Consider the following 17,154-nt stretch of genomic DNA (forward strand, 5'->3'; position numbering starts at 1 on the left):
AAAGAGTCTTCCTGATGGGACGTCTGAAAAAGGCGTCCGCCCCAGGGAATGCCGACAGGCCTGCCGTCGGCAGGCTGGAGTCAGTTGTCAGGAGTTGGGACGCATGAACGGGTCATGCGTCCCGCGTATTTCACCCTCGCCGGCTACGACGTCGAGAACTCTCATCACGGGCACAGCCTAACAGCGCGGCGGGGTGCCGCACAGGGTACAGTTCCGGTCACATCACCACACCATCCCGGGTCTTGACCCACACCACCCCACCGCTCCTGACCTGGAGCGCTCGGATGCACGCGCCGCGGATCTACTGGACCGCATGTGCTGGCGTGCCCGAGTTCCTTTCGATGGTCCTCTCGAAGAGTTCGGTAGCTCCTTCGTCCGCTGTCGAGCTCTTCCATGGCGAGGGATTCCTCGGACATATACCCGGCGTTCAGTGCCTCGGCCGCCTTCGGGTCCTTCTTCGCCGCCAGGGCACGCTTCACGGCCTCGGCGTCACCGGCCCCGGCACGCTTGGCGATCTGCGCCGGGGTGACACCCCGCAGGGCCATTCGCCCGAACGCGGTCCCGCGCTCGGCGTCGGTCAGACCCTCGCGGAGGTCGTTATCGCTGACCTGCTGGGCCAGCCGGTCAGCCTCTTCCACGGAGTCCGCCAGGAGCACGGGAATCTCCGCCAGCTTGGCCTCGACAGCGGCGAGGGTGCGGCGGTGCCCCATCACCACGCGCAGGCCGTCCTCAGACTTGTGGACGATGGGCGGCTGGAGCACTCCCAGCTCGCCGATGTTCTTCACGAACTTCGGCGTCGCACGCTCAACCGTCTACCGGGCCATTCAGCGAGCCGGCGCGGACCACTCACCGCTCGAGCATTAGCACCTGACGCGCCAACGCAAGAGGGGCTCCCACCACGCGGTGGGAGCCCCTCTTTGTTGAGTACCGGGTCAGTTCACGCGAGCGTAGTGCGTGACCTCGATCGCCGAATCGTCGGCGTCGAAGGCGGTGAACATGCTTACGTGCTTCTTGTCCAGGTAGATGTCCTTCTTCTCGTTGAAGAAGGTCTGGTCGTACCAGTAGACGCCGAATTCCACGGTGCCACCGGGGACACCCTCGGTAGTTTCGTTGGTGACCGGAGACCAGTCATAAGCCTGCGGGGTCGCTGCCAGACGGTCGTCGGAGGCCTGGAGCTGACGCAGGCACTTTTCCACGGCATCGTCGGAGGTCAGCTTCATCGTCACGGTGGAGTGCGCGATCGGCTTGCGGCCACGCATGCGAGACGGCACGGATCCGGCCATCGAAATCAGTTCACGCTTCACGAGAGGTTCGGCAACAGCGGTCATGTCCTACTCCTTCAGGTCAGCAAACGGGTATGAACCATCGGTTCGATCCTCAACCTACAGAGACAGGAAGAGCCTGACAATACATTACGGAGTGACATGTAAATAAATTGGACGTCGTGTAATGTGCGGCAAGGTTCGTCCCGATGGAAGGTCTGAAATGCCCTCACGCAGCACGTGGAAGCTCAACCTCCTGGCCGCCGGCCAGGGAGTCTCCAGCGCCGGCGACGCAATGACCCCGATCTCCCTGATGCTGGCCTTCCAGTCCGCAGGGGCCGACCCCCTGCTCGTGTCGCTCGTGCTGGTGCTGGGACTCCTGCCCAGCGTGCTGCTGGGCCCGGTCCTTGCCCCACTGGTGGATCGCATGGAGTCCTCCCGGCTCCTGCAGATCCTCCTGCCACTACGATTCGGCGTGGGACTGGCACTGGCTTTCACCGACCACGTGCCGTTGATCCTGCTCTTCCTCTTCACCGGGTCGGCAGTCTCCGCCCTGGTCGGCCCGACGATGTCACTGCTCACACCCCGCACGGCGCCTGAGGTGAAAGACCCGGGCTTCGCGTTCGCCCGGGTCGAGTCATTCCGAAGCTTCGGAACGATCTTCGGTCCCATGCTCGCCGGCGTCCTCATCGACGCCTTCGGCGCCCGGACCGTGCTCACCCTTGACGCATGCAGCTTCCTGGTCGTGGCCGCCGTCGTCACTCTCCTGCGTGTCCGCAGGTACCCTCCCGAGCACGCCCGATCTGCCGGGCGCAGCTGGCTCGCGCAGATCAAGGCCGGACCCGTCTCTCTCGGTCAGGACCTGGTGATCGCCGCGGCCTCGCTGTCCCTGGCGGGCGCGATTGTGTTCACAGCCCTGCTCACCGTGGGCCAGGTCTACTTCCTCCGCACCGATCTCGCTCTCTCCCCCGCGCTCTACGGGCTCGTGGTCTCCATGCACGCCGTCGGCCGGTTCCTCGCCGCAACCTTCCTCGCGCCCCGGATCCACGCGACCCGCCAGGCAAGGGCCCTGTTCCTGGGCGGCATGGCCATGGGAGCAGCCTTGATCGTCATCGGCCTGGGCCACAACCTCTTCATCGCCGGAGCCGGATTCCTCATCACGGGCGCAGCGAACACCATCCAGGGCCTGGCCCTGCGAACCATCGTCACCACCCGAGCCGCACCGGAAACCCTAGGCCGCTCCTTCGCATCCCTCGGCGCACTGAACAACGGGGCGACCCTGCTCGGCTCCCTGGCAGCAGCACCCTTGGTCAGCCTCGCCGGCGGCGCCCTGACCCTGATCATCGCAGGGGCAGGCACCCTTGCCAGCACCCTGGCCGCGACCCGCCGCCTCTGGCAATTGAACCTCGCACCCAGCACGGAGCCCGCCCCTGCCCCAGCATCCGGACAGACCGCAGCCGCAGGCACGAAAGAGCCGTAGCCGATGCTGATCACCACGCTCCGTGACGCCAGAGCAAGTGGCCGTGCAGCCCGACCACAGCGTCGAACAAATAGGCACTCCACGGCGGCCAGGGCGATGAAAGCGCTGAACCGGGCACACCCAACGTCGATCTACTCGATCCATGACCGCCTCCCAGTGCTCCACAAGTGCGTCACCGTCTAGGACCTCGAAGAGTCCAGTCAAGGGCCACGGAGGATCGGCGGCGAGCGGTCGTCATTCGCGTCAGCGCAGGGGGCGTCCTGACATCAACGTTGGCGAACCTGGCCCGCCTACCCGGACTTCCTCGCTTCCCTGATTGACAGCCCCCTGTGACCCGGGCCATACTCAAATCATGAACCTGTCAGACAGCATGACAGCCGGACAGAGCACGAAGGCAGCGCCGCCTTCTCCTCTGGGCCGTGTCAGCGCCCAGGAAGCCGTGCTCGCGCGGCTCCGGGAGAGCATCGAGGACGGCACGCTCGCCGTCGGCAGCAAACTCCCCTCCGAGGCCGCACTCGCCGCAGGGTACGGCGTCAGCCGTTCCGTGATCCGGGAAGCCCTGCGGTCCTGCGCGGCACTCGGTCTGACCGAGACCCACACCGGCAAAGGGACATTCGTCGTCTCCTCCCGCGTCTCCACGGATCTGGTGCTCGGGCGCTACTCCGCCCGGGACCTCACCGAGGCCCGCCCCCACATCGAAGTCCCCGCGGCCTCCCTGGCCGCGGAACGCCGTAGCGAGGACGACCTCGAAACCCTCCGGGGCATCCTCACCGACATGCTCACCGAGGACGATCCCGAAGCCTGGGTGGTCCTGGACTCGGCCTTCCACCTCCAGATCGCACGGGCCAGTGGGAACAAGGTCTTCGAGACCGTGGTGAGCGACCTCCGCGAAGCGCTCGTGAAGCAGTCCGGCACCCTGAACCTCCTGGCAGCCCGGCAAAGCGTCTCGGACGAGGAGCACAGCGCGATCCTGGCGGCCATCGAATCCGGCTCCCCGGAAGACGCGGCCCGCGCCATGAGGGAGCATCTCGCCGCGGTGACCGCTGCCGTTGACTCTCTCGACGAGACCTGACCCCACCGGAATTCACAGCGGACCGCTCCCGGAACGGCCCGCCGCCCCCGCAAGACCCACCCCCCACCGCAAGGAAGGCGCCACCCATGCCCGACATCCCGTCCCACGTCCCCCTGGCCACGCTGAGCCGTGACCAGCGCGTCGAGGGGGTCCACTACGGCTCCTTCGCGGTCGTTTCCCCGGACGGGGAGCTGCTCTTCAGCGCCGGCGACCCCCTGACGCCGTTCTACCCCCGCTCCGCGCTCAAGCCGTTCCAGGCCGTCGCCATGCTCCGGGCCGGGCTCGAGCTTCCGGACGACCTCCTGGCGCTGGCCTCGGCGAGCCACAGCGGAGGCCCGGAACACCGCGACGGTGCGCGCCGCATCCTGGAGATCCACGGACTGACCGAGGACGCGCTGGCCAATTCCCGCGACCTTCCCTACGGCGTCGCCGAGCGCGAGCAGTGGCTCCGCGACGGCGGCACGGCGGATCAGATCTGCCAGAACTGCTCCGGGAAGCACGCCGCCATGGCCGGTGTCTGCACGCTGAACGGCTGGGCGGTGGAGGGTTATCTGAACCCGGAGCACCCGCTCCAGCGCCTCGTCGCCGAAACGGTCACCGAGCTCACCGGGGAAGAGCCCGCCCAGTGGTCCACCGACGGCTGCGGCACCCCCCTCCCGGCGATCAGCCTCACGGCGATGGCCCGCGGCTACGGGCGTCTGGCTCGCCTCGCCGCGGAAGCAGCCGAGAACGCCGGAGCCACCGACGGCGCAGCCTCACCTTCCGCCGACCGCGCCGGCATCGACGCGGCGGCCGCCGCCGTCGGACGGGCCATGATGCGGCACCCGGAGATGGTCGCCGGTGAAGGCCGCGACGTCACGGCGCTCATGCGCACGCTGCCGGGCGTCCTCGCCAAGGACGGGTTCGAAGGCGTCCAGCTCGTCGGTCTGCCCAGCGGCCACGCCGTGGCCGTGAAGATCTCCGACGGCGGCGACCGCGCCCGCATGCCGGTGGCCATTCGCGCGCTGGCGTCCCTCGGCGTCGACGTCGAGCCTCTGACCGCACTGGCGGCCCCGCCCGTACTCGGCGGAGGAGTGGTCCGCGGCCACCTCGAAGCCCTCGACTCCGCTTTCCCCGCCCCCGCCTCCCCCGACCGGGCTCGCACAGCCCAGACCCGATAGGACCACCCATGACCATCGCCCCCACCCCCATCGCCGATGAAGCGGTCGCCGACGGTTTCCGCAGCGAGCACGACCTCCTCGGCAACCGCAACATCCCCCAGAACGCCTACTGGGGTGTCCACACCCTGCGCGCCGTGGAGAACTTCCCGATCACCGGCCAGCGGCTCTCCAGCAACCCCCATCTGATTCATGCCCTTGCGGCTGTGAAGCTCGCCGCTTCCCGCGCCAACCGCGAGCTCGGCCTCCTCGACACCGAGAAGGGCGCCGCGATCGAGGCCGCATGCCTCGACATCATGGCGGGCCAGCTGGATGACCAGTTCGTGGTGGACGTCATCCAGGGCGGCGCCGGGACGTCGTCCAACATGAATGCCAACGAAGTCATCGCCAACCGCGGGCTGGAGATCCTCGGCTTCCCGCGCGGCGACTACGTCCACCTGCACCCCAACGACGACGTGAACCTCTGCCAGTCCACCAACGACGTGTACCCCACCGCGGTGCGCATCGCGACGGCCCGCGGGATCGACGGCCTGCTGAGCGCGCTCGAGGAATTGCAGGAAGCCTTCCGGGTCAAGTCCGAGGAGTTCCGCACCGTGGTCAAGATGGGCCGCACCCAGCTGCAGGACGCCGTGCCCATGACCCTGGGCCAGGAGTTCGGCAGCTTCGCCGTCACCATCGGCGAGGACCGCGAGCGCCTGCGCGAATCGGCGCGGCTCATGTACGAGATCAACCTCGGTGCCACGGCGATCGGCACCGGGCTCAACGCGCCGAAGGGTTACGCCGAGTCCGCCTGCCGCCACGTCGCAGAGGCCACCGGGCTGCCCCTCGTGACGGCCGTGGACCTGATCGAGGCCACCTCGGACATGGGCGCGTTCGTGCACCTGTCCGGTGTGCTCAAGCGTGTGGCCGTGAAGCTCTCCAAGATCTGCAACGACCTGCGGCTGCTCTCCAGCGGTCCGCGCGCCGGTCTCGGCGAGATCAATCTGCCGGCCGTGCAGTCCGGCTCGTCGATCATGCCCGGCAAGATCAACCCGGTGATCCCGGAAGTGGTCAGCCAGGTGGCCTACGAGGTGATCGGCAACGACGTCACCGTCACCATGGCCGCGGAGGCCGGGCAGTTGCAGCTCAACGCCTTCGAACCCGTGATCGTGCACAGCCTCCACAAGAGCATCACGCACCTGGAAGCGGCCTGCCGGACCCTGACGGCACGCTGCGTTCAGGGCATCACCGCCAACACCGCACATCTGCGCTCCACCGTGGAGCACTCGATCGGCCTGGTCACCGCGCTCAACCCCCAGCTGGGCTATGCGGCGGCCACCTCGATCGCTCAGGAAGCACTCGCCAGCGGACGCGGCGTGGCGGAGCTCGTGCTGGAGCGCGGCCTGCTCTCGGCCGAGCGCCTGGAGGAACTCCTCCGGCCGGAACGCCTCGCGAACCTGTCCTCCTGACCCCTCCCCGGGAGCGTTCCGCGCAATCTTGAGGAAACTCCGGCGAAACGCACCTCATGAATACTGATCTCCCCACCCATCACCGAAAGGACCCCTGATGTCCTCCTCCGGAAACTCCCCCAGTCCACAGAAGGTCCCCGACCATCTCGAGGACGGCGGGCACGCCCACTCGACCGACCACGTCCTGCACGCCGAGGACGCCGGCTACCACAAGGGCCTCAAGAACCGTCAGGTCCAGATGATCGCCATCGGCGGCGCCATCGGAACCGGCCTCTTCATGGGCGCCGGTGGGCGCCTGGCCGCGGCGGGTCCGTCCCTGGTGTTCGCTTACGCCATCTGCGGCGCGTTCGTCTTCCTGATCCTCCGTGCCCTCGGCGAGCTGGTGCTGCACCGCCCGTCGTCGGGCTCGTTCGTCTCGTACGCCCGTGAGTTCTTCGGCGAGAAAGCGGCGTTCGTCTCCGGCTGGTTCTACTGGATCAACTGGGCCATGACCACGATCGTGGACACCACGGCGGCCGCCCTCTACATGAACTTCTTCGGCAAGTACGTGCCGTGGATCGCGGCCGTCCCGCAGTGGGCCTGGGCCCTGATCGCCCTGGTGGTGGTCCTTTCCCTGAATCTCGTCTCGGTGAAGGTGTTCGGCGAGCTGGAGTTCTGGTTCGCCCTCATCAAGGTCGTGGCGCTGGTCTCCTTCCTGCTGGTGGGCATCTGGCTGGTCATCTTCGGCACCCCCACGGGTGCGCCCACGGGCTTCTCCCTCATCACGGACAACGGCGGGATCTTCCCGAACGGCATGATGCCGATGATCCTTCTGATGCAGGGCGTGGTGTTCGCGTACGCCTCCGTGGAACTGGTGGGCACCGCCGCGGGCGAGACCGAGAACCCGCAGAAGATCATGCCGAAGGCCATCAACTCGGTGGTGTTCCGCATCGCGGTGTTCTACGTCGGCTCCGTCATCCTGCTCTCCCTCCTGCTGCCGTACACGGCGTACCAGAAGGGCGTCAGCCCGTTCGTCACGTTCTTCGGCTCCATCGGGGTGCAGGGCATGGACTCGATCATGAACCTCGTGGTCCTGACCGCGGCCCTCTCGTCCCTCAACGCCGGCCTCTACTCGACCGGCCGTATCCTGCGGTCCATGGCGGCGGCCGGTTCCGCGCCCAAGTTCGCGCTCCGCATGAACAAGGCCGGTGTGCCGTACGGCGGCATCGCCATCACGGCCGTCGTGTCGCTCCTGGGCGTCCCCCTGAACTACCTGGTTCCGGGTGAGGCGTTCGAGATCGTCCTGAACGTCGCGTCCGTGGGCATCCTCGCGTCCTGGGCCACGATCATCCTGTGCCAGATCCAGCTGCAGCGCTGGGCGGCCAAGGGCTGGCTGGAACGGCCGTCGTTCCGCATGCCGGGCGCCCCGTACTCCGGCTACGTGACCCTGGTGTTCCTGGCACTGGTGCTCATCATGGTGTTCATCGACTCCCCGTGGACCCTGCTCGCAACCGTGGTGGCCTGTGGCCTCATGGTCGTCGGCTGGTTCGTCTGCCGCGACCGGATCCGCGACATCGCCGAGGCCCGGAAGGGCTTCACGGGCGCCGCTCCGGTGATCGCCAACCGGCCCGGCCCTCGCAGCTGAGCCGGACCGGAGCTCTCTGAAGCACCCTTTCCGGCGCACGACGACGGCGGCCACCCGGCCGCCGTCGTCGTGCGCTGTGCTGTTCCCGGCGCCGTCCGGCCGAGCTGCCGCCGCAGCTCGCCGGACGATTCTCTAGGATGGTTTGGTGCCTGTGCAGAACTCCGGATCCGAAACCTCCCCGCCCGAGCGGTTCGCCGGCCTGCGTGCCGCGCTGTCCGAAGCGGGGATGGTCTGCCTGGGTTTCGTTCCGCTGGGCATGGGCCTGGGTGTCCTGGTCACGAATCACGGGCTCCCATGGTGGGTGGCCCCGCTGCTCTCCGGAGCGGTGTTCGCGGGTTCGGTCGAGTTCATCCTGGTGGGGCTGCTGGCCTCGGCCACGCCGGTGCTGAGCATCGCGGCGACCACGTTCCTGGTGAACTCCCGGCACCTGTTCTACGGTTTCTCGTTCCCGCTGGACCGCGTGCGGGGCCGGCTGGCCAAGACCTACAGCATCTTCGCCCTCTGTGACGAGGCCTTCGCGCTGCTGTCGGGGCGGCGCGGCGAACGCGCGGGTTCCTCGCAGATCCTCTGGACGCAGGTCCTGCTGCAAGTGTCCTGGGTGACCGGTTCGGTGCTGGGCGCGCTGCTCGGTTCCGGGTTCCTGGGCAGCATCAAGGGCCTGGGGTTCCTGATGGTGGCGCTGTTCGTGGTGCTGACCATCGATGCCTTCCGCGCCCGGCCCGACGTCGCGCTGGTGGCCCTGGCGGCCGGGTCGGCGGTGCTGGCTCTGCTGCTCGCCCCGGGCCAGATGCTCCTGGTGGCCCTCAGCCTCCTCTTCGCCGGGCTGCTGCTGCGGCACTGGAGGGAATCGCGCTGGACCGGCAAGCGGCCCGGAGACTCCGACGGCGGCACCTCCGGCTCCACGGGAGGCTCCGATGACTGACGTCCCCTACCTGCTGCTCGCGGTGGGCGCCGCAGCCGCGGTCACCTTCACGTTGCGCGCCATCCCCTTCGCCCTCAAGGGCGCGCTCAAGGACTCCCCGCTCCTGGCCGACCTCCGCGTGTGGATGCCGCTGGGCGCCATCCTCATCCTGCTCTTCTACGCCGTGAGCGGAGTGGACTTCGGCGGTTCGGGGCATGGCATCCCGGAGATGGCCGGGATCGTGGTGACCGCCCTGACGCATTGGTGGCGCCGCAACGCCATCCTGAGCATGGCGACGGGCACCGCCGTGTGCCTGGTCCTGGCGAATCTGGTGTTCGTCTGAGGCTGCCCGCCTCCCAGCGCAGGTCCCGTGATCAGCGCAGTTCCCGTGATCAGCGCAGCTCCGCGCGTAACTCCTCCGCTGAGCCCACCGGCGCGTGGCAGACCATCTCCCGGCAGACGTAGGCCAGCGGCCGTCCGTCCGGTCCCGGTGTCCGGCCGTCGAGGAGCGGCACCCGTCCCGGATCCTGACCGGCGGCGATGACCACCCCCGGCCGCGCGCTGCCGAATGCCGCGTCGAGCAGGCTGTCCCGCTCCGGCCCGGTCTCCCCCACCACCGCGACTTCGAGGACGCCGAGCAACCCGGCCAGCTCGACCGCGAGCGCCGCCCCCGCGACGCGCGGATGCGAAGCCGCCGCGTCGGATGCCGCGCGGGCTAGACCGAAGCCCCGGTCCCGGAGAGCGCTGTCGCCGTTCAGGGCGGAGAGCGTGAGCCAGCCCTGGGCCAGCACCGACACCGGCGCCGGGGTGGCGCCGTCGAAGAGGTCCACCGCCGAGCTTCCCCCGGAGGCGGCCCGCAACGGCTCCAGGTCCCCGCCGCTCTGCCGTTGATCCTCGTTCAGGACCTGGCCGTCGCTCAGGAAGCCCTCCTCGACCGCGGAAGAGAGCTTGCCCGCCCACTCGTACCACTCGGCGTCGCCCGTCAGCTGGTAGAGCACCAGGGCTGCTTCCAGGACGTGGGCGTAGTCCTCCAGCACGCCGGCCACCGCGCCGGGACGGCCTTGGTGAGACACCCGGGCCAGGGTCCGGGCTGCGGGGTCCCAGTGCGTCTGCCGCAGATACCGGGCGGCCGCTGCTGCGCGATCGATCCATTCCGCCCGCCCCAGGACGCGGCCCGCTTCGGCGAGGGCCGTCACCGCCATGGCGTTCCAGGAGGCGACCACCTTGTCATCCACCGATGGACGGGGACGGGTGGCGCGCGCGGCGAGCAGCACGGGCCGGGAGCGGTCGAGCAGGTCCCGGCTGGCGTCGTCGAGCGCACGGGCCGGATGCAGAGGCGAGCCGAGCGCCGAGACGCTCCCGCGCTCGGTGACGTTCATAAGGCGGGCCAGGTCCAGGCCGTCCTCGCCCAGAAGTTCCAGCAGCTCCTCGGGGGTCCAGAGCGCGAAGGCTCCTTCCCGCTCATGCAGCCCCACGTCCGTCAGTCCGGCCCGACGCAGCTGCTCCACGGACGGCTGGGAATCCGCGTCCAGGGCTGAGAGGAATGCGGTGCCATCCTCCGCAGCCAGGCCGCCCCGCGCCGCCGGGGTGAGCAGGAACCCGGCCAGCGCCTCCACCACGGCCACTGCCTCAGCCTCGGGGAGGACGTTCTCCCAGGCCTCACGGGATGCGATGCCCTCGGGGGAACGCAGCAGCCGGACCCAGCGGGTGTAGGCGCGCAGAAGCAGCGCGTTGTCGTAGAGCATCTTCTCGAAATGCGGGACCGACCAGTCCCCCGTCACCGAGTACCGGCAGAAGCCTCCGTCCAGCTGATCCCGGAGCGCCGCGCGGGCCATGGCGGCGAGCGTCCGGCCCGCCAGCGCTCCGGCCTCCTCGGCATGCGGCAGGCCGCTCGCCGCGTGGTCGGTCAGGAAGGGCAGGAGCGGACCGGGCGGGAACTTGGGCGCGGCGCCGAAGCCCCCTTCCGAGGACTCCAGCTCTTCGAGACGCCCGACGGCGGCCGCCAGCCGCTCCGCCGTCCGGTCCCCCTCCGCGGCGGGAACGTCGACGCGGACCGCCGAGGTGATCTCGCCGAGTCCGTGGGCCAGGCGGGAGGCCTGCTGCTCGACGGCGTCGCGCCGCTCGGTCCAGGCCTCGACGACGGCGGCCAGCACCTGGCTGAAGGCGGGCATGCCACGCGCGGGGCGCGGCGGGAAGTAGGTGCCGGCGTGGAAGGCGCGGCCGTCCGGGAGCAGGAAGACGCTCATCGGCCAGCCTCCCTGGCCCGTCATGGCCTGGGTGGCGCTCATGTAGACGGCGTCCACGTCGGGCCGCTCCTCACGGTCCACTTTCACGGGGACGAAATGCGCGTTGAGGTACGCGGCCACCGCCGGATCGTCGAAGGACTCGTGGGCCATGACGTGACACCAATGGCACGCCGCGTAGCCCACGGAGAGGAAGACGGGGACGTCCCGCTCGGCGGCCTCGGCGAAGGCCACCGAACCGAAGACGTGCCAGTCCACGGGCTGGTCGGCATGCTGGCGGAGGTAGAGGCTGCTCTGTCCGGCGAGGTGATTGGCCATGCAGCCACCGTAGCCCGGGCGGGGTGCAGGTGGCGACGGGGGGTGACGCCGGTGCGGCTCACCTGGCGGATGACCTCACGGCCCGACGGCGTCGATGGCCAGGATCACGCTCCGAAGCCAGGTCCGCGCAGCATCAAGACTCTCCGACACCACGGATGTTCCGCTGATCTCGGTCTCCTCACGGGATTCGAGGTAGGCGGCTTCCCAGCCATCCATGGACCGCAAGGGCAAAGGCGGCCAGTGCTGTGTGCTCCGAAAAGTAAAAGTCCTGAGGCAGAATTCGCGTACGGACCGAAGGTCCGGGCCTGCGTTCCACAGCAGTTGAAGGTCCACCAGGTCGTGAGCCCGCTGGTAGGCGGGATCTGTCACCGCATGGATCTTCTGGGCGATCTGGTACTCCAGGTCGATCAGCTCCACGGGCGCAGGCATTCCGAATCCGAAGAGCCGGCTCAGCTCCGCGAGGTCCCCCTCGAGGGCGCGCCGGTGATGAGCATGGGGATCGATCTCAGGGTCGGAGACCTCGACTTCGAGAGCAGCCCATTCCTTACCCAGGAAGGACAAAGAGACTTTGTAGGGGTGCATCACGTAGGAAGGCCGCGAAAGCCCTGGATCATGGAGGGGAAGCGCCTTCAGCGTCCCCGTGAAGGCCACCCGTCCCGGAGACTCCGGATTCCTGCGCAACGCTCCTTTGGATGCGGGCACCTGCCCCCAGCCCTGGGCCAACCGAATCCGGAAGTCCTCTTCGAAGGCCACTCCCCGATCGGTGGTGGACACATCCAGATCCGCCGTCGCCCGGGTGCCCGCCTCACCGAGACGAAGCTTGAGCCCCATGCCCCCTTTGACAGCCACAGCGTCGGGAAGCATCTGCGACACGACGAGAGTGCACAGCATCCTGCGCACGCGCGCACTGGGCACACCCCATTCCGCGGACGCTTCGTCGATGCGTGCGTTCAGCTGCGAGATCGTCAGCGGAGGCAGCGGAGAACTCACCGTACCGGCCTTTCCCGGGCGTTCAGCTCGGCCAGCTCACGATCGTCGATCAGGTCCCGGGTCCATGCCTGGTCGACGATGGTTGCCCAGCGCTCCACCGGGATCCGGCCGTACACATCATCCAGGGCGCGCCGGACGGTGGTGGCAGGAATGCCCTCATACCGGGTCAGATCGCCATCCTCGATATCCACCCGGATCTCGAGCTCGATCCAATCCGGGAGCATTCTCCGTACCCGGCGACGGCTGGCCACCCGGATGCGGTGCGGGTTGAATTGACCGAGTCCCAGCAGGTCCAGAACGGCTTCCCGTTGCAGGAAGGCGCCGTTTCCGGCTAGCGCGGTGGCTACTGCGGGCTGAGTGAGGTCGTCGACCGGAACGTCCCGGTGCACATAGACACCTTTGCCGTAAGCCCGCAGCGCGCCACGGTGCGCAAGCTTGCGCACTTCCACGGCAGGGACTCCCGCGTCTTCGGCCTCGGGCACCGTCACCACTCCGTGGTTCTCCGCGGCGATCTCCCACAGATCCCGTCGATAGCTCATGCACACCTCCTAGGCGGTGTCAAAAGAGTACCATTTTCAGTACTCTTTTGACATCGCGGGAGTAAGAGGTGATTGAAGTCAATCCGCTGACTTACCTCGCGGAACCACTCTTCACGATCACTTCCGGGTAGGCCCGGCCGCCCGCCGTCGTCGGTCGGATCTGACCGCCAAGCCGATCAGAAGCAGCACGATCACGGCTTCCATCGGCAGCCACCAGCTCAGGTCTCCCGCGGTGAAGCCGCGGCTGTCGCCGGTCCCCACGAGCGCCCGGTAGACGCCGATCGCGGTGACGAACAACGACACAGTGATCACACAGACCTCACCGACCCGAGCCCCGGAGGATGAGACCGCCTGCACCATGAGAAGAGCCACCAGGAGCAGCGCGATCGCAACGACGCCTGCGACCAGCGCCACCGGGGCACTGTCCTCGGCCTTGAGGTAGGTGTTCTTCCGACTCGGAGGGTCGAACAGCACGGCGAACGTCAGGGCCGCCGTCAGCCCGACCGTGAGCAGCCAGCCCCAGAACACCGTCGCCGGGGTCGGCTTCTGCGCGGCAGGAGCACTCGCGGTCTTCGTCTTCGGGGCTCGGCTCTTCACGCGGTTCATCGTAGTCGGCGGAGACCCTGGTGACTCGGACGGTGTCCCGACTGGGGCCCGAGAGTCTGATTCACGCGCGACGGCGGAGGGCGGCGAAGCTGTGCCTGTCGCAGACCTCGGCTCAGCGGAGTCCCACGGCTCAGCGGGCTGCGCGCGGGCCGTTCTCGCCGTCGTCGGCCTGAGGATCGACGTCAGCCTGCGCGCCGCTCCCCTCCTGTTCGGCACTCTCCTGCTCCGCTGCCTCGGCGAGTTCGCCGCGGTAGCGGACCCGGCGGATGCGGCGCACCATGTCGACGATCAGGAACGCCATGATGATGACGATGAACGCGGTGGCGAGGAAGCCCAGCAGACCCGGGGTGACCATGTCCTGCGTCAGGCCCGGCTTCAGGCCCGGGAGGGGGCTGGGGCTCGGGTCGTTGGCAAGTTGCACAAGCAGCTGGTACACGCTTCACACCTTCAGGTTCTGGGGGACTTCCCCAATTCTACGCTGGATAGAACTGCGCGGAGACCGGCCCCGGGGCCGGCATGCGCCTCAAGGACGGGACCGGCGTCAGCGCAGCCCGGCGAACAGATCCGTCTCCGGGACGGTGTCCCCCACCTTCGAGTCGATGAGCGCGAATTCCTCGTACGGCCAGACGCGCCGCTGGAGCTCATCGGGGAAGGCGAAGAAGAAGCCGTCCGGATCGATCTGGGTGCGGTGTGCCTTGAGGGCCGCATCGCGCCGCTCGAACCACGCGCCGGCCTCGATCCGGGTGGTGGGGATGTGCAGAGGCTCGGCCTTGGACTCCAGCCAGCTGTCGATCCACTCCAGGCCCTGGATGTCCAGTCCTTCGGCGCGGGCTGCGTCGCGCAGGGCACGCATGCGCTCCAGACCGAGTCCGCAGTCGTAGTAGAGCTTGGACGGCTCCCAGGCGGGGCCGGTTCCCGGATACTGCTCCGGATCGCCGGCGGCACGGTAAGCCTCCACCGCCACCTTGTGGGACATGATGTGGTCCGGGTGCGGGTAGCCCCCGTTCTCGTCATAGGCCACCACCACGTGCGGGCGGAAGGACCGGATGAGACTCACGAGCGGTGCGGCCGCGACGTCGAGCGGCTGCAGCGCGAAGCAGCCGTCGGGCAGGGCGGGAAGCGGCTCCCCTTCCGGCAGACCGGAGTCCACGAAGCCGAGCCAGGTCTGCTGCACACCCAGGACGCGCGCGGCGTTGTCCATTTCGATGCGACGGGCACCGGCCATGTCGCGCTTGGGGTGCGCCTCATCCACCACGTGGGGGTTCTGGATGTCGCCACGGGAGCCGTCGGTGCACGTGGCGACCAGGACCTCGGCCCCTTCGTCGACGTACTTGGCCATGGTGGCGGCGCCCTTGCTCGACTCGTCGTCCGGGTGGGCGTGGACGAACAGGACGCGGAGGGTCTCCCCGTCGTCGAAGACCCGCTCCGGGTTGGCGGGAGCAGCGGCGCTCATGGCGGCCTCCTGATGAAACGGCCCGGCACCGGCGGCGGACAGCGCGCGGGTGGCGAGGAACTAGACTGGTGTGGTGACGCCGAGCCAGAGCCCAACGCCGATGGAGTCCAGCCTATCCAATCGCTACGGCCGCCAGAAGCGGCCGGTCACGCGGCGTACCAAGCTGTTGATCGTCGTGGCGGCCCTGGTGCTAGCCGTGGGCGCGGCCGGATTCCTGGCCATCCGGAACTCCGTCAGCACCGTCGATTTCAAGACCGTGAGCTTCAGCGCCAATGACCCCTCCTTCGCGGAGGTCGACTTCCAGGTCTCCAAGGACCGCGACCGCGCCGCGGTGTGCGCCATCAAGGCCCTCGACGATCACTACGCGGTGGTCGGCTGGAAGTACGTGGACGTGCCGCCCAATGCGGCGGACTTCGGCGCGGAGAACGGCCAGACCACTCAGCGCCGTGTCACGGTGCGTACCGAATCGCTGGCGGTGTCCGGCGTCGTCGACAGTTGCTGGCTGAAACGCTGACCAGTCCGGCACAGTGCCGCCTGTGACTTTGGTTTGTCCACCGCTTTGCCTACACTAGGCGAATACCTTTGCCCCGTTGAACTGGTTTGCCCGTCATCCAGCGGCCAGTCAGCGGGGTTCTTTGTGGCAGTTGATCAAGAGGAGTTCTCACGTGTCCAGCACCAATAGCGCATCCGCCGCGTGGCTGACCCAGGAAGCCTACGACCGTCTCAAGGCTGAGCTGGAGCACCTGTCCGGTCCGGGCCGAGCCGAGATCGTTCAGAAGATCGAGGCCGCTCGCCAGGAAGGCGATCTGAAGGAGAATGGCGGCTACCACGCCGCCAAGGAGGAGCAGGGCAAGATCGAGGCCCGCATCCGCCAGCTGACCGTCCTGCTCCGCGACGCCCAGGTGGGCGCCGCTCCCGCGGACGACGGCGTCGTCGAGCCCGGCATGCTCGTGGTCGCGAAGATCGCCGGCGACGAGGAGAAGTTCCTCCTCGGCTCCCGCGAGATCGCGGGCAGCTCCGACCTGGACGTCTTCAGCGAGAAGTCGCCCCTGGGCTCGGCCATCATCGGCCACAAGGAGGGCGACACGCTCTCCTACACCGCCCCGAACGGCAAGGAGATCTCGGTGGAGATCCTCTCCGCCAAGCCGTTCACCGGCTGATCACTTCCCCCTCGCGAGGGAACAGTTGAGGCCGTCACCCGGTATGGGTGGCGGCCTCAACTGTTCTTTCGGGCTCTCCCCCCATCGACTGCTCCGTAGATGTCGTTTTGAGTGGCCAAAACGACATCTACGGAGCAGTCGATGGGTGTGGGGCGACGACGGCGGTCAGGACCCCCGGGGCTGAGTCACCAGGAGTGCCCATTGGGCCCCGCGCGGCGCGGTGATCGTCACGTCCATGCTGCCGTCGGCCGGTGCGGGAACCCCTACGGCGAAGGTGAACACGGTCCCCGGCCCTTCGCAAAGCCCGCTGCTGCTGTAATCACTCCCGACGGTGGGGTGCAGCGCCAGCGTGATGTCACCCTTCCCCCGGCACTGTACTGTGTACATCCCCATCCCCTTCAGCATGTCGCGGATGTGGACCGTCCACGACGTCTGCGTCATGCGGTCGACCTTGAGGACCACGTACTGCGTCACCTTGGAGGTGTCCAGGGTCAATGGGCCGGACGTCGGCGGAGGGGGCAGCATCGGTGGTTCAGGAGGCGCCATGTCCGGCGCAGGAACGATCGGGACGGAGACCGAAATCTCGGAGGTCGCCACCGGAGCCGGCTCGGCCGTCCACCACGGCAAGGACGACTTGTCCGGAGGTGCGGCATAGGATGTGCAGCCGGCCAGCAGTGGCACGACCAAAGCAAGGATCAGCAGCCGCTTGGCGCCCGCAACAGTATGTTCCCCCAACATGCCCTGAGCCTAGACGCCTGGCCACCCGCCGTCGAGCACCCCCGCCCCGAAACGCCTCCTCCGAATATCGACTGCTCCGTAGATGTCGTATTGAGCGGCCAAAACGACATCTACGGAGCAGTCGATGAGAGGAGGGCGTGGGCTGGAAGCTCACCACGATCGG

General features: G+C 68.2%; 18 protein-coding genes. 9 read left to right on the forward strand and 9 right to left on the reverse strand.

Annotated features, from left to right (window positions below):
- Positions 1-164: 164 nt before the first annotated feature.
- Both AB4Y75_RS09335 and AB4Y75_RS09340 read right to left on the reverse strand, forming a co-directional pair.
- The gene (locus AB4Y75_RS09335; protein WP_441435587.1) at positions 165-785 is read right to left on the reverse strand and encodes a ParB/RepB/Spo0J family partition protein; all 621 of its coding nucleotides are present in this window, start codon (positions 783-785) and stop codon (positions 165-167) included.
- A gap of 147 nt (positions 786-932) precedes the next feature.
- Complete coding sequence (locus AB4Y75_RS09340) at positions 933-1,328, reverse strand: hypothetical protein (RefSeq protein WP_441435588.1); 396 nt, start codon at positions 1,326-1,328, stop codon at positions 933-935.
- A gap of 157 nt (positions 1,329-1,485) precedes the next feature.
- Between AB4Y75_RS09340 and AB4Y75_RS09345 the strand changes: the two genes are divergently transcribed.
- The 7 genes from AB4Y75_RS09345 to AB4Y75_RS09375 all read left to right on the forward strand — a co-directional run bounded on the left by AB4Y75_RS09345 (position 1,486) and on the right by AB4Y75_RS09375 (position 9,287).
- Positions 1,486-2,742 (forward strand): MFS transporter, encoded by a 1,257-nt coding sequence (locus tag AB4Y75_RS09345; protein WP_441435589.1) that lies wholly within the window; start codon positions 1,486-1,488, stop codon positions 2,740-2,742.
- A 352-nt stretch (positions 2,743-3,094) separates the two neighbouring features.
- Positions 3,095-3,814: a FadR/GntR family transcriptional regulator gene (locus tag AB4Y75_RS09350; RefSeq protein ID WP_441435590.1), complete on the forward strand. Its 720-nt coding sequence runs from the start codon at positions 3,095-3,097 to the stop codon at positions 3,812-3,814.
- A gap of 86 nt (positions 3,815-3,900) precedes the next feature.
- The gene (locus tag AB4Y75_RS09355; protein WP_441435591.1) at positions 3,901-4,974 is read left to right on the forward strand and encodes an asparaginase; all 1,074 of its coding nucleotides are present in this window, start codon (positions 3,901-3,903) and stop codon (positions 4,972-4,974) included.
- A gap of 8 nt (positions 4,975-4,982) precedes the next feature.
- On the forward strand, positions 4,983-6,419 hold the full coding sequence (locus AB4Y75_RS09360) for an aspartate ammonia-lyase (protein ID WP_441435592.1): 1,437 nt from the start codon (positions 4,983-4,985) through the stop codon (positions 6,417-6,419).
- A 97-nt stretch (positions 6,420-6,516) separates the two neighbouring features.
- Complete coding sequence (locus AB4Y75_RS09365; protein ID WP_441435593.1) at positions 6,517-8,043, forward strand: amino acid permease; 1,527 nt, start codon at positions 6,517-6,519, stop codon at positions 8,041-8,043.
- Between the two features lie 145 nt (positions 8,044-8,188).
- The gene (locus AB4Y75_RS09370; RefSeq protein ID WP_441435594.1) at positions 8,189-8,965 is read left to right on the forward strand and encodes an AzlC family ABC transporter permease; all 777 of its coding nucleotides are present in this window, start codon (positions 8,189-8,191) and stop codon (positions 8,963-8,965) included.
- Entirely contained in the window at positions 8,958-9,287 is a 330-nt protein-coding gene (locus tag AB4Y75_RS09375) for a branched-chain amino acid transporter permease (protein ID WP_441435595.1), read from the forward strand. The genes AB4Y75_RS09370 and AB4Y75_RS09375 overlap by 8 nt, the downstream gene beginning before the upstream one ends.
- A gap of 49 nt (positions 9,288-9,336) precedes the next feature.
- Here the strand turns inward: AB4Y75_RS09375 and AB4Y75_RS09380 are convergent, their stop codons facing one another.
- The 6 genes from AB4Y75_RS09380 to mca all read right to left on the reverse strand — a co-directional run bounded on the left by AB4Y75_RS09380 (position 9,337) and on the right by mca (position 15,093).
- Positions 9,337-11,505 carry a thioredoxin domain-containing protein gene (locus tag AB4Y75_RS09380; protein ID WP_441435596.1) on the reverse strand — a complete coding sequence of 723 codons (2,169 nt, stop codon included), beginning with the start codon at positions 11,503-11,505 and terminating at the stop codon, positions 9,337-9,339.
- A 75-nt stretch (positions 11,506-11,580) separates the two neighbouring features.
- Complete coding sequence (locus AB4Y75_RS09385; protein WP_441435597.1) at positions 11,581-12,495, reverse strand: nucleotidyl transferase AbiEii/AbiGii toxin family protein; 915 nt, start codon at positions 12,493-12,495, stop codon at positions 11,581-11,583.
- Entirely contained in the window at positions 12,492-13,034 is a 543-nt protein-coding gene (locus AB4Y75_RS09390; protein ID WP_441435598.1) for a type IV toxin-antitoxin system AbiEi family antitoxin domain-containing protein, read from the reverse strand. The genes AB4Y75_RS09385 and AB4Y75_RS09390 overlap by 4 nt, the downstream gene beginning before the upstream one ends.
- Positions 13,035-13,151: 117 nt before the next feature.
- Positions 13,152-13,631 (reverse strand): hypothetical protein, encoded by a 480-nt coding sequence (locus AB4Y75_RS09395; RefSeq protein ID WP_441435599.1) that lies wholly within the window; start codon positions 13,629-13,631, stop codon positions 13,152-13,154.
- Between the two features lie 139 nt (positions 13,632-13,770).
- Entirely contained in the window at positions 13,771-14,076 is a 306-nt protein-coding gene (locus tag AB4Y75_RS09400; protein ID WP_441435600.1) for a hypothetical protein, read from the reverse strand.
- Between the two features lie 105 nt (positions 14,077-14,181).
- Positions 14,182-15,093, reverse strand: coding sequence for a mycothiol conjugate amidase Mca (gene mca / locus AB4Y75_RS09405; protein WP_441435601.1), 912 nt, complete (start codon positions 15,091-15,093; stop codon positions 14,182-14,184).
- Between the two features lie 73 nt (positions 15,094-15,166).
- On the opposite strand from mca, the gene AB4Y75_RS09410 reads away from it, so the two are divergent.
- Positions 15,167-15,607, forward strand: coding sequence for a DUF4307 domain-containing protein (locus AB4Y75_RS09410; RefSeq protein WP_441435602.1), 441 nt, complete (start codon positions 15,167-15,169; stop codon positions 15,605-15,607).
- A gap of 151 nt (positions 15,608-15,758) precedes the next feature.
- The gene (greA, locus tag AB4Y75_RS09415; protein WP_441435603.1) at positions 15,759-16,253 is read left to right on the forward strand and encodes a transcription elongation factor GreA; all 495 of its coding nucleotides are present in this window, start codon (positions 15,759-15,761) and stop codon (positions 16,251-16,253) included.
- A 165-nt stretch (positions 16,254-16,418) separates the two neighbouring features.
- On the opposite strand, the gene AB4Y75_RS09420 is transcribed toward greA, so the two are convergent.
- Positions 16,419-16,991, reverse strand: coding sequence for a hypothetical protein (locus AB4Y75_RS09420; RefSeq protein ID WP_441435604.1), 573 nt, complete (start codon positions 16,989-16,991; stop codon positions 16,419-16,421).
- Between the last annotated feature and the right edge of the window lie 163 nt (positions 16,992-17,154).

It is taken from the genome of Arthrobacter sp. RAF14 (assembly GCF_052114185.1).
Lineage (GTDB): Bacteria > Actinomycetota > Actinomycetes > Actinomycetales > Micrococcaceae > Arthrobacter_E.